We start from the raw sequence: 12,480 nt of genomic DNA, 5'->3' as shown, positions 1-12,480 counted from the left end.
CCGTCCCCTCCTAGCCGGGGAGCTCGGGCATGATCGTCGTCGCTTCGCCGCCGGTGGCGGGTGGTGACGCCGGCCGGCCCGGGGCGGGCGGGGCGGAGACCGGCGGGGTCGGCGCGGGCGGGGCGGCGGCCGGGGCGGGCGGCGCGGAGACCGGACCGCTCTGGGCGGGCGGGGCGGAGGCCGGGCGGCTGCCGTACACCCCGCCGGCCGGGCGCGGGGTGGGCGTCACCGTCGGGTAGGCGGCCGGCGCCCCGTACAGGCCGCCGGGGCGGGCGGGCGCGGACGGCTGCGGCTGCCCGTACACCTGGCCGGAGGGGGCCGGGGCCGCCGCCGTGCCCCCGGAGCGGTAGGTGGTCGGGCCGGGGTTGCGGGGTTGCGGCAGGACCGGGAGGTCGACCGGGTCGGCGGCCCGGCCCGGGTCGACCGCGGCCCGGTCGGCGCGGGACCGGAAGATCAGCAGGGCGATGAGCCCGGCACCCAGGATCACCAGGGCGATGCCGGCAAACATGGTCATGGATCCTCCGGAGGTCTCTGCGGCGGCGGTGCCGGTCGGGCCGGCCGCCGGGGCGGCGAGCGCGGCCCCGGCGACCGCCGTCGTCGGCGCGGGCGCCGGCGTGGTCGCGTCGGGGGTGGGCGTGGGCTTCCTGGTCGGGGTGGGAGCCGGCGTCGGGGAGCCGGCGGCCCGGCCGCCGACCCGGGACGTGTCGGCGCCCCGGCCGATCAGCCGGCCGACCGCGGTCGTCGCCTCACCGACCACATCCAGCCGGCCCGCCGGCGCCCCGGCGAGGAACGCCACCCGGTAGCGGACCGTGCTGCTCTTTCCCTTGCACAACGGCGGACCCGCCGACGAGGTACGGGAGACCTGGAGCACGCCACCGCCACCGGAGACGGGCACAGTGGACCATCGCCCCCCGACGTTCACCTCCACCCGCACCTGGTCCGCGCCGACCCCGGCCAGGCTCAGCCCCAGCCCGGTCCGCAGCAGCACGCACCCGTCGGTGCGTTTGCGCACCTCGATCGCGATCCCGCCCGGGGAGCCGCCGGCGGAGAAGCCGCCCGGAGCACGCACCCGCACCCGGTCCTCGTCCGCGTGGGCGGGGAGCGCGCCGACCGTCACCAGGCCACCGAGCAGCGCACCGACGGTCACCACCCGCGCCACCTGCCGACGCACGGACATCTCCCACCTCCCCCTCCGCCCCGGCGGGGGCCGCCGGCCAGGTTACTACCAGCGCGACAGGGCACCCGGTGACAGAGCGCCCCGCATGTGGGCAGCATTACCCCTCGACCCGACCCCCGCCCAGGTCCGGCCGGGCCCGCGCCCCTCAGCCGGCGGCGCGGGCCCGGCCGGTGGCGGCGGCGGCGAGGGTCGCGCGGCAGAGCCGGTCGGCGGTACGGGTGGTCTCCGGCAGCCGGTACCGCGGGGTCAACGCGAGCACCTGCGCGACGGCGTTGTCCAGTCCCATCCGGTGCCCGACGCTGACGAACACCGGCTTCACCCCGTCCCGGGTACGCAGCACCCGGCCGACGACCTCACCGGCGTCGACCAGCGCGGCGGTGTCCCCCCGGTACGGGCCCGGCCCGGTCCACCCGCCGACCAGCGGGGTCTTGCCCACCCCGATCGCGGGGAGCCCGGTCACCACGCCCAGGTGGCAGGCCAACCCGAAACGGCGCGGATGGGCCACCCCGTGCCCGTCGCAGACCAGCAGCTCGGGGCGGGTGGTCAGCCGGTCCAGGGCGGCCAGCAGGGCGGGCAGCTCACGGAAGGCGAACAGCCCCGGCACGTACCCGAACGCGGGCCGGCCCACGCTGACCGCGTGGTCCACCACCTCCAGCGTCGCGGTGTCGAGCACGGTCACCGCCGCGGCGAGCAGGTCACCGTCGGGCGCGTACGCCACGTCGAGGCCGGCGACCGTCGCGGGCCGGCGGGGGCCCGGCCCGACCAGGTCCACCCGGGGCCGTAACCGGTCCTGTACGGCCACCGCCCCGGCGACCGTCAACCCCGGCGACCCGGCGTCCCCGTGCTCCGGCCACCCGACCGGCTCGACCCGGTTCACCGCCACGCCCGCTCTCCCCACCTCTCCGGGGCCTACAGTGGCATCCCGGTCAGCACCAGCACCCTCGGCTCGGTGTAGTCGTCCATCGCCGACCGCACGCCCTCCCGGCCGACCCCGCTGCCCTTGACGCCCCCGTACGGCATCTGGTCGGCCCGGTACGACGGCACGTCGCCGACGATCACCCCGCCCACCTCCAGCACCCGGGCGGCGGTGAACGCCACGTCGAGCCGGTGGGTGAACACCCCGGCCTGCAACCCGTACGCCGAGTCGTTGACGGCGGCGAACGCGGCGTCGTCGCTGTCCACCGGGGCCACCACCAGCACCGGCCCGAAGACCTCCTCCGCGCAGACCTTCGCCGACGGCGGCACCCCGGTCAGCACGGTGGGCGGGTAGCTGGCCCCGGCGCGGCGGCCACCGACCTCGACGGTGGCCCCGGCGGCGACGGCCTCGTCCACCCACGCCTCGACCCGCTGGGCGGCCTCGACGGAGACCAGCGGCCCGACGTCGGTCTGCTCGGCGGCCGGGTCGCCGGTGCGCAGCGACCGCACGGCGGCGACCAGCCGGGGCAGGAAACGGTCGTGGTGCCGCTCGTGCACGAACACCCGCTGCACGGCGATGCAGGACTGTCCGGCCTGGTAGTTGCCGAAGGTGGCGATCCGCTGCGCGGCGAAGTCCAGGTCGTCGTCGGTGGCCCAGTCGGCGCAGATCACCGCCGCCGCGTTGCCGCCGAGTTCCAGGGTGACGTGTTTCTGGGGCACCCGGCCACGGATCTGCGCGCCGACCGACCCGGAGCCGGTGAACGACACCACCGGCAGCCGGGGGTCGTCGACCAGGGCGGCGGTGCGGTCGTTGGGCAGCGGCAGCACCGACACCATGCCGGCCGGCAGGTCCGTGCCGGCCAGGATCCCGCCGAGCAGCAGCGCGGACAGCGGGGTCGCCGGGGCCGGCTTCACGATGATCGGCGCACCGACCGCGAGGGCCGGGGCGACCTTGTGGGCGACCAGGTTGAGCGGGAAGTTGAACGGGGTGATGCCGAGCACCGGCCCCCGGGGCACCCGTCGGACCAGGGCGATCCGGCCGGTCGCGGCGGGGTCGGTGTCGAGCCGCTGCAACTCGCCGGAGAACCGCCGGGCCTCCTCGGCCGCCCAGCGGAACGTGGACACCGCCCGGCCCACCTCGGCCCGCGCCCAGGTGACGGGTTTGCCGTTCTCGGCGGTGATCAGGTCGGCCACCTCGGCGGCCCGCGCGGCGAGTTCCCGGGACACGTGGTCCAGGGCCGCCGCCCGCACGTGCGCGGGCAGGGCCGCGGCCCGCGCCGCCACCCGGGCCGCCGCGGCGACGGCCTCCTCGACCTGGTCGGGCGTGGCCCAACTGGTGCGCCCGACCGCCCGACCGTCGTACGGGTGGGTGACGGTCACCTCGTCGTCGCCGTGCACGGCCCGACCGGCGACCCAGAACGCTCTCGGCTCCACGTCGGCAGCGTAGACGACAGGCACTCGCACGGAAACAGTCGCCCAAGCCCTTGTCTGCCGCGAATTCAGTAGCCAAGATGGCAGTCAGACTGCGAATACGTCCGCTGACTCCACTCCCAGCCACCCCTGGAGAGACCTCACCATGAGCGACCAGCAGCAGCTACGCAACTTCGTCGACGGCGCGTACGTCGACCCGGTGGACGGCGGTCACGCCGACCTGATCGACCCCTGCACCGGTGACGTCTTCGCCCAGGCACCCGTCTCCGGCCCGGCCGACGTGGACGCGGCGATGCGGGCCGCCGCCACCGCCTTCGAGACCTGGCGGGACACCACCCCGGCCGAACGGCAGCGGGCGATGTTGAAGCTCGCCGACGCGGTGGAGTCCCGGGCGGCCGAACTGGTCGACGCGGAGGTACGCAACACCGGCAAGCCGCGCCAGCTCACCGCCGAGGAGGAGCTGCCGCCGGCGGTGGACCAGTTCCGCTTCTTCGCCGGGGCGGCCCGGCTGCTGGAGGGCCGCTCGGCCGGGGAGTACCTGGCGGGGCACACCTCGTACGTGCGGCGCGAGCCGATCGGCGTCTGCGCGCAGGTCACCCCGTGGAACTACCCGCTGATGATGGCGGTGTGGAAGATCGCCCCGGCGTTGGCGGCCGGCAACACGGTGGTGTTGAAGCCGTCGGACACCACGCCGGTGTCGACGCTGCTGCTGGCCGAGATCGCCGCCGAGTTCTTCCCGCCGGGGGTGTTCAACGTGGTCTGCGGCGACCGGGACACCGGCCGTACCCTGGTGGCGCATCCGACCCCGCAGCTGGTGTCGATCACCGGCTCGACCCGGGCGGGCATGGAGGTCGCGTCCGCCGCCGCCCCGGATCTCAAGCGGACCCACCTGGAGCTGGGCGGCAAGGCCCCGGTGGTGGTCTTCGACGACGCCGACGTCGCGGCGGCGGCCGAGGCGATCGCGACGGGCGGCTACTTCAACGCCGGCCAGGACTGCACCGCCGCGACCCGGGTGCTGGCCGGCCCCGGCGTGCACGACGACTTCGTGGCGGCCCTCACCGAGCAGGCCCGCAACACCCGCACCGGCGCCCCGGACGACGCCGACGTGCTCTACGGCCCGCTGAACAACGCCAACCAGCTCGCCCGGGTCAGCGGCTTCGTCGACCGGCTGCCCGACCACGCCGACCTGCACACCGGTGGGGCGCGGGTGGGCGGGCGCGGCTACTTCTACTCCCCCACCGTGGTCTCCGGGGTACGCCAGGCCGACGAGATCATCCAGCAGGAGGTGTTCGGCCCGGTCATCACGGTGCAGCGGTTCACCGACGAGGACGAGGCGGTGCGCTGGGCCAACGGCGTCGACTACGGCCTGTCCGCCTCGGTCTGGACCCGCGACCACGGCCGGGCGATGCGGATGACCCGCCGGCTCGACTTCGGCTGTGTCTGGGTGAACACCCACATCCCGTTCGTCTCGGAGATGCCGCACGGCGGTTTCAAGCACTCCGGTCACGGCAAGGACCTGTCGGTCTACAGCCTGGAGGACTACACCCGGATCAAGCACGTCATGCACCACATCGAGGGCTGATCCCCATGGTTTCCAGCGCGGAGCTGCACCGGCGGCGGGGTGCCGCCGTGGCCCGGGGCGTCGGCAGCGTGATCCACTCGTACGTGGACACCGCCAGCGGCGGCACCATCGTCGACGTCGAGGGGCGGGAGTGGATCGACTTCGCCGCCGGCATCGCGGTCACCAGCGTCGGCAACGCCGCCCCGCGCGTCGTCGAGGCGGTACGGGCCCAGGTCGAACGGTTCACCCACACCTGTTTCATGGTCGCGCCGTACGAGTCGTACGTGGCGGTCTGCGAGCAGCTCAACGCGCTGACCCCGGGTGCGTTCGCGAAGCGGTCGGCGCTGTTCAACTCGGGTGCCGAGGCGGTGGAGAACGCGGTGAAGATCGCCCGGCACGCCACCGGACGGCAGGCGGTGGTGGTCTTCGAGCACGCCTACCACGGCCGGACCAACCTGACCATGGCGTTGACCGCGAAAAACATGCCGTACAAGCACCGGTTCGGGCCGTTCGCCGGGGAGATCCACCGGGTGCCGATGTCGTACCCGCTGCGTGACGGCGGGTTGTCCGGGGCGCAGGCGGCGGCGCGGGCGCTCGATCTGGTCGACAAGCAGGTCGGGGCGGAGAACGTGGCCGCGCTGCTGATCGAGCCGATCCAGGGCGAGGGCGGTTTCGTCGTACCGGCGACGGGTTTCCTGCCGGCGCTGCGCGAGTGGGCGACGGCGGCCGGGGCGGTGTTCGTCGCCGACGAGATCCAGACCGGTTTCTGCCGCACCGGTGACTGGTTCGCCTGCGAGCACGAGGGCGTGGTGCCGGATCTGGTCACCCTGGCCAAGGGCATCGCCGGGGGCTTGCCGCTGGCGGCGGTGACCGGCCGGGCGGAGTTGATGGACGCGGTGCACGTCGGCGGTCTCGGCGGCACCTACGGCGGCAACCCGATCGCCTGCGCGGCGGCCCTGGCCAGCATCGCGACGATGCGGGAGCTGGACCTGGCCGCCGCCGCACGGCGGATCGGGTCGGTGCTCGCCGACCGGCTGCGGGCCGTCGCCGCCCGCGACCCCCGGATCGCCGAGGTACGCGGCCGGGGCGCGATGCTGGCCGTGGAGCTGGTCCGGCCGGGCGGCCTGGTCCCCGACCCGGCCGCCGCCGGCGCAATCTCGGCGGCCTGCCACGCCGCCGGCCTGCTCACCCTCACCTGCGGCACCTACGGCAACGTGCTGCGGTTCCTGCCGCCGCTGGTGATCTCCGACGACGAGCTGGCCCGTGGGCTGGACATCCTGGACGCCGCCTTCGGCTGACGTCCACCGCCCCGACCGTGGCACACCACGGGCACCGTCGACCCGGGGCCTGCCCGGGGTGCCATCCGGCCCGGTGCGGTCAGCGCACCAGCTCGACGAGGTTGCGTCGGATCACGTTCTTGCCGGGCTCCCGGAGCAGCTCCATCGCGGCGGCGTTGAGCAGCACGCAACTGCCCGACGGCCCGCTCACCGACAGCGTCGCCACCTTCCCGTTGTCCAGATTCGTCACCCGCAACCGTGTCCCCACCGGGAACCGGTCACTCGTCACGGCGGGTGCGCCGGCCTCGGCGGAGAAGGTGACCGAGCCGCTGCACGCGGCGGGCCGGGCCGCCACGCCGGTCGCCGGGGGCTGGGCCGCCGGGGGCTGGGCGGCGCCGGGCCGGGTCTCGCCGGGAGCGGGGGCGGCCGGCGCGTCGGCACCGACCCGCTCGACCACGTTGCGTCGGATCACGTTCTTGCCGGGCTCCCGGAGCAGCTCCATCGCGGCGGCGTTGAGCAGCACGCAACTGCCCGACGGCCCGCTCACCGACAGCGTCGCCACCTTCCCGTTGTCCAGGTTCGTCACCCGCAACCGTGTCCCCACCGGGAACCGGTCACTCGTCACGGCGGGCGCGCCGGCCTCGGCGGAGAAGGTGACCGGGCCGGAGCAGAGGCTCGGCCGGGCGGACGTGGTGTCGGCGAACCCGAACCCGGTCCCCACCGCGACCACCGCCGTGGCGACCACCGCCACCCCCGCCGCCAGTACGTGCTTGCGCTGCACCTTCACCACGTCTCCCGTCGTCGTCGTTACCTGCACTGCCTGGTACGGCCCGAACCCGCCCCCCGTTCAACCCAACCCGCCCCCATCCCCCACTTCCGCTGTCGATCAAGGAGTTGTGGTGGCCTTTCCGACCCTTTGATGCTGATTTTCCCCCGCCACAACTCCATGATCGACTAGTCGGGGTGGGTCAGGGGCGGAGGAGGGCGGCTATCTGGGTGGTGATGAGGGAGGGGCGGTGGTAGAGGTCGCGGGCGGTGAAGTGGCGCATGCGCCAGCCGCGGGCCGCCAGCCAGTTCATCCGGGCACGGTCGTGGTTCAGACGGTCGCGGTCGAGATGGGACAGCCCGTCGTACTCGATGCCGACCCGGGACCGTCGGTACCCGAGGTCCAGTCGGTAGCGCCGGAAACCCTCGTCGTCCGACACCCAGATCTGCGGTTCCGGTGTCGGCAGCCCACCGTCGATCAGGACAAGCCGGAGTTGGCTCTCCTGCCGGCACTCCGACCGGGGGTCGGCGAGCCGCACCAGCTGCCGCGCCTGGTCGACGCCCCGCAACCGCGCGTGTCGGGCGAGCTCGGCAGCCAACTCCTCGGGGCGGCAGGCTCCGACCCGCAGGCACAGGTCGAGAAGTGGCAGTGCGTCCAGCCGGGCGACCGTCCGGGCCAGGTCCACCGCACATCGATCCGCAGGTGCGCACGGCAGGCCGGCCAGCAACACCGGCTCAGGTACGGCAAGCACCGCCTGATGCACCACGACTCCCCGGACCTGCGGCACCCTCGCACCGGCCGGCACGATCACGTGGAGATCCTCGCTGGGTACGGCACCGAACCCGTGCAGTCGAGCACCCGAATGGAAGCCGACGACCGCCCCCTCCGGAAGCCGACGCAGGAGCGCCTGCCATCGGACGCCCTCCTCACCAGCCGCCCCACCCACACCCCTCGGACGCCGCCCACTCCCCGCCGGCCGCACACTCCCCGGCGGCCGGCTGCCCCCCGGCCCGTAGACCCCCCGCGACCACCGGCGGAGTTCCCCCGCACCGACCGCCCGCCGAACCCCCTCCCGACTCCATCCAGCCGACAACAACTCCGAGTACCGAATCAGCCGCCCCGCCACACCCACCAACCCTGCCCACCACCCCACCTCCCCACCACCCCCTGTGGACAACCCCCACCCCGCCCCACCCACACCCCCCACCCCATCCACAGCCCCCACCCCACCCCACCCCGCTCCACCCCGTCGATCATGGAGTTGTGGTGCCCCGCAAAAGTCGTGGAACCCAACCAATCGCCCACCACAACTCCATGATCGACGGGCGAGGGACTGTAAAACGAACGGCTCTGCCTCACATTCGGTGGTGACGGTGCGTGCCGGTCAGCCGAGCAGGATGCGGTGTCGCAGAAGGTCGAACCCGGCGCGTCCGTACATTTGTCGCTTGATCAGTTTGGTTCTGGTGTTGACGCCTTCGGTGCCGCCGTTGTGGAAGGGATGGGTCAGGGCGGCGTTGACAGCGGCGCGGTCCAGGCCGAGGCCGCGGGTGAAGGTGTGCAGGTAGGGCAGGTCGGTGGCCTTGACCTCGGCGATCCACGAGTCGAGACGGTCGTCGTTGCCGGCTGCTGGCGTGAGGAGCGCGGCGAACGAGCCGATGAAGCCGGTCAGCGCGGTCATCTGTGGACAGGCGGCGGTGAGGGCGTCGACGAGCGTCCGTTGGTGTTCTGTGAGCTGGTCAGGGTCGGTGAGGAGGTAGCGGGTCAGACGCCTGGGCGACAGAGCTGGGCGGTCGGCTTCAACCCGGCCTTGGGTGATGTAGCGGTAGAGCAGGTTGAGGCTGCCGGTGTAGCCGAGTTCTCTGATCTCGGTCAGGAGTTGGGTGGCGCCGATGGCGGGATCTTGTTGGCGGCGGCGCTGTAGGTGCTCGCGGTAGGGGTCGACGAGGGTAGGTCGGTACTGCGGTGCGCGAACCAGGCGTTCGGGTTCGCTGATCCGGGCGTAGCGTTTGACGGTGTTGAGGCCGAGGTTGAGCCGGCGGGCGCATTCGAGCAGGCCGACTCTTTTGTCGAGCAGGTCGTGGACCTGCTGCCACCGCTGCCGGGTGGTCACCGCCCGCTTACCCTCCTGGGGCGGCAGGCCGGCGGCGGCCCAGCACATACTGTGCGCGGTGACCTCTTTGCGGACGGCCTCGGCGAGGTTGTGCCACAGATGCCAACGGTCGGCGACCTGCACCGCTGCGGGCAGGGCACGGCGGATCGCCTCGGCGTAGGCGCCGGAGGAGTCCCGGCACACCACCTCGACACCGGGATGCTCCCGCAGCCACGTCTCCAACGTGTGGGCCTTGCGGTCGGGCAGCACGTCGACGCGCTGGCGGGTGACCGCGTCGATCAGGACGGTGGCGTAACGCTGGCGACGGCACAGCGCGAAGTCGTCGACCCCGAGCACGCGGGGAACTCTCCGTTCGGGCAGCGGAATGCGTAGCAGCGACCGCAGGGCGGTGTGTCGGGACATGACGACCATCGCCAGGACCGACATCAGGCGAGCGCCGCCCCGGCCGGCCAGATGGCGCACCACCGCAGCGACCTGGGAGATCAGTCGGGGTGTGCGGCGCTGGTAACGCTCCAGAACACCCGGAAGCTGTTCGCGGAACGTGCGGCGGCAGCCCCGCGTCGGGCAGACCAGACGGCGCACGCGTACCCGCAGCACCACCGGCCGGGCATCGACCGACACGTCCGCGAGAGTCCGCTGGTGATACCCGTGCACCCGGCCCGTCACCGCATCGCAGCCCGGACAGGCCACAGGCGTCTCAGGGGTCCGAGCCCGCACCAGAATCTGCTCGCCCTCGTCCGTGACGTCATCGATCACCAGCGGGGACAACCCCGAGAACGCCATCTTCATAAGATCATCGATCTTGCACACATGGTCTCAACGACATCGACCACCCTCGGTCACCACCGAATGTGAGACAGAGCCGTTCGTTTGACAGACCCACGGGCGCGGGGGCGCGAGCGACGGGCGGGGCGGGGGCGCGCGGGGTGGGGCGGGGCGGGGGGTCAGCGTTCTTCCATGGCCCAGGGGGAGCCGTAGGTGGTGAGCAGGTCGAGGAACGGGCGGGGCGGCAGCGCCTCCGGGCCGAGCACCCCGACCCCGGACCAGCCACCGGTGGCGAGCAGTTCCAGCGCCACCACCGGGTTGACGGCGGTCTGCCAGACCACCGCCTGGTGGCCGTACTCCCGCATGGACCATTCGTTGTCGACGACGTGGTAGAGGTAGACCTTCCGGGGCCGGCCGTCGACGCCGGTGCCGGTGACGTACGTGCCGGCGCAGGTCTTGCCGCGCATCCGGTCGCCGAGGGTGGCCGGGTCGGGCAGGCTGGCGGCGACCACGTCGCGGGGGGAGACCTGCACGCCGCGCACCGACACCGGGGTGGTCGAGTCGAGGCCGACCTTGTGCAGGGCCCGGAGCACCTCGATGAACTCGTTGCCGAGGCCGTACTTGAAGGTGACCCGCCGGGCCCGGACCCAGCGCGGGATCAGCAGCACCTCCTCGTGCTCGACGTTGACGCACTCGACCGGGCCGATGCCGGCCGGGAAGTCGAAGACCTCCGGTTCGCTGAACGGTTCGGTGGTGAACCAGCCCCGGTCCCGCTCCCAGATCACCGGCGGGTTGAGGCACTCCTCGATGGTGGTCCAGATGGAGAACGACGGGGCGAAGTCGTAGCCGTCGACGGTGAGGTTCGCGCCGTCACGGATGCCGATCTCGTCGATGTCGGCGAACAGCTCGTCGGCGGCGTACCGGGCGAACACGTCGGACAGGCCCGGTTCGATGCCGATCCCGCACAGCGCCAACCGGCCGGCGCGCGCCCAGGTGGTGGCGGCGGCGAACTGCGCGTCACCGAGCTTCACCCCGGTCTCGGCGTACGGCCGGGCCGGGTGCGGGTGGGACAGCGACATCGCCATGTCCAGGTAGTCCGCCCCGGCGGCGAACGCCCCGTCGAAGATCGGCATGACGAAACGCGGGTCGACGGCGTTGAGCACGTGGGTGATCCGGTGTTCCCGGCAGAGCGCGGCGACCGCGTCCGCCGAGGCGGCGTCGACCCGGGCGGCGACGAACCGGTCCCCGTGTCCGGCGACGGCCCGCTCGGCCCGGGTCGGGTCGTAGTCGGCGACGACGACGGTGTCGAAGAAGGAACGGCGGGCGGCGATGGCGACGGCGGCGGAGCCGACCCCGCCGGCACCGACGAGCAGGATACGCATCAGGAATCGAACCCCAAACCAAGACGATCGAACGTACGGAGCCAGTGCTGACGCCGGTCGTCGTGCGCGTCGGCGCGGGCCGGCGACCAGCGGGTGAGGTGGATGTCGGCGGCCGGACGGGGAGGGTCGGGGCGGTGGTGCGCGTACCGGCCGGGCGTCGCCTCGACGAGCGCCCGGCCGGTATGCGGGAGGATCACGACGGGCCTGTCGCCCGTCGGGCGGTCGTGTCGGCGACCGGGAGCGCGGCCCGTCGGGCCCGTCGACCGCGCAGCGTGCTCAGCCCGACGAGCAGCAGGGCGATGCCGAACATCGCCGTGCCGATCACGTTGACCTGCGGTGGGATGCCCCGCTGGGCGGCACCCCAGACGTACATGGGGAAGGTGACGGTGGTGCCGGCGTTGAAGTTCGTCACGATGAAGTCGTCGAAGCTGAGCGAGAAGGCCAGCAGGGCGGCGGCGACGATGCCGGGGAGCACCAGGGGCAGGGTGATCCGCCGGAACGTCTGCCACTCGCTGGCGTAGAGGTCCATCGCGGCCTCCTCCAGCCGCCGGTCCATCCCGGCGAGCCGGGCCTTGACCGTCACCACCACGAACGACACGCAGAACATCACGTGCGCGATGACGACGGTCCAGAAACCCTGCGGCACCCCGGCGGAGACGAACAGGGCGAGCAGCGACGTGCCCAGCACCAGCTCCGGCGTCGCCATCGGTAGGAAGATCAGCAGGTTGATCCCGCCGCGTCCCCGGAACCGGTGCCGGACCAGGGCGAACGCCATCAGCGTGCCGATCACGGTGGACCCGACGGTGGCGAGGAAACCGATCTGCACGCTGCGGACCACCGCGTCGCACATCTCGGGGGTGGCGCAGGGCTGCCGCCAGTTGTCCAGGGTGAACTCGTTGAAGTCGTACGACAGCCGGCTGGACGGCCGGTTGAGGGAGAGGCCGGCGACCACGGCGATCGGCAGGAACAGGTAGCCGAGCACCAGCAGGGCGACGATCATCACCCACCGGTCGGCCAACCACCGCGACACCCTCATGGCAGCCTGCCTTCGTTCGCGACTGCGGGGCTCCGCTGCGCTGCACTCCTCGCGCTCACA

Annotated in this window: 11 protein-coding genes; 2 read left to right on the top strand and 9 right to left on the bottom strand. The window is 73.1% G+C overall.

Annotation, left to right across the window (positions count from 1 at the left end; translation table 11 throughout):
• Positions 1–10 precede the first annotated feature (10 nt).
• The 3 genes from FJK98_RS05180 to FJK98_RS05170 all read right to left on the bottom strand — a co-directional run bounded on the left by FJK98_RS05180 (position 11) and on the right by FJK98_RS05170 (position 3,526).
• A complete protein-coding gene (locus FJK98_RS05180; RefSeq protein ID WP_205789397.1) occupies positions 11–1,177 on the bottom strand; it encodes a hypothetical protein in 1,167 nt (388 codons plus the stop codon).
• A gap of 145 nt (positions 1,178–1,322) precedes the next feature.
• On the bottom strand, positions 1,323–1,997 hold the full coding sequence (locus FJK98_RS05175; RefSeq protein WP_145922578.1) for an endonuclease V: 675 nt from the start codon (positions 1,995–1,997) through the stop codon (positions 1,323–1,325).
• An 89-nt stretch (positions 1,998–2,086) separates the two neighbouring features.
• Positions 2,087–3,526 (bottom strand): aldehyde dehydrogenase family protein, encoded by a 1,440-nt coding sequence (locus FJK98_RS05170; protein WP_145918011.1) that lies wholly within the window; start codon positions 3,524–3,526, stop codon positions 2,087–2,089.
• A 142-nt stretch (positions 3,527–3,668) separates the two neighbouring features.
• On the opposite strand from FJK98_RS05170, the gene FJK98_RS05165 reads away from it, so the two are divergent.
• Both FJK98_RS05165 and gabT read left to right on the top strand, forming a co-directional pair.
• Positions 3,669–5,105, top strand: a complete 1,437-nt coding sequence (locus FJK98_RS05165; RefSeq protein ID WP_145918010.1) for a gamma-aminobutyraldehyde dehydrogenase — start codon at positions 3,669–3,671, stop codon at positions 5,103–5,105.
• A 5-nt stretch (positions 5,106–5,110) separates the two neighbouring features.
• On the top strand, positions 5,111–6,382 hold the full coding sequence (gene gabT / locus FJK98_RS05160; protein ID WP_145918009.1) for a 4-aminobutyrate--2-oxoglutarate transaminase: 1,272 nt from the start codon (positions 5,111–5,113) through the stop codon (positions 6,380–6,382).
• 79 nt (positions 6,383–6,461) lie between these two features.
• Here the strand turns inward: gabT and FJK98_RS05155 are convergent, their stop codons facing one another.
• The 6 genes from FJK98_RS05155 to FJK98_RS05125 form a co-directional block, all read right to left on the bottom strand.
• Positions 6,462–7,148 carry a hypothetical protein gene (locus FJK98_RS05155; protein ID WP_145918008.1) on the bottom strand — a complete coding sequence of 229 codons (687 nt, stop codon included), beginning with the start codon at positions 7,146–7,148 and terminating at the stop codon, positions 6,462–6,464.
• A gap of 181 nt (positions 7,149–7,329) precedes the next feature.
• Positions 7,330–7,890, bottom strand: a complete 561-nt coding sequence (locus FJK98_RS33840) for an endonuclease domain-containing protein (protein WP_228544131.1) — start codon at positions 7,888–7,890, stop codon at positions 7,330–7,332.
• 621 nt (positions 7,891–8,511) lie between these two features.
• Positions 8,512–10,026: an ISL3 family transposase gene (locus tag FJK98_RS05140; protein WP_168222384.1), complete on the bottom strand. Its 1,515-nt coding sequence runs from the start codon at positions 10,024–10,026 to the stop codon at positions 8,512–8,514.
• Positions 10,027–10,181: 155 nt separating this feature from the next.
• Positions 10,182–11,384, bottom strand: coding sequence for a saccharopine dehydrogenase family protein (locus FJK98_RS05135; RefSeq protein ID WP_145918005.1), 1,203 nt, complete (start codon positions 11,382–11,384; stop codon positions 10,182–10,184).
• The gene (locus FJK98_RS05130; RefSeq protein ID WP_145918004.1) at positions 11,384–11,581 is read right to left on the bottom strand and encodes a hypothetical protein; all 198 of its coding nucleotides are present in this window, start codon (positions 11,579–11,581) and stop codon (positions 11,384–11,386) included. The genes FJK98_RS05135 and FJK98_RS05130 overlap by 1 nt, the downstream gene beginning before the upstream one ends.
• Positions 11,578–12,420: an ABC transporter permease gene (locus tag FJK98_RS05125; protein WP_145918003.1), complete on the bottom strand. Its 843-nt coding sequence runs from the start codon at positions 12,418–12,420 to the stop codon at positions 11,578–11,580. The genes FJK98_RS05130 and FJK98_RS05125 overlap by 4 nt, the downstream gene beginning before the upstream one ends.
• Positions 12,421–12,480 lie beyond the last annotated feature (60 nt).

It is taken from the genome of Micromonospora sp. HM134 (genome assembly GCF_007833915.1).
In the GTDB taxonomy this organism is placed as follows: Bacteria; Actinomycetota; Actinomycetes; order Mycobacteriales; family Micromonosporaceae; genus Micromonospora; species Micromonospora wenchangensis.
Note: the sequence above shows the minus strand (reverse complement) of the source record. Positions and strands in the feature narration are given on the sequence as shown.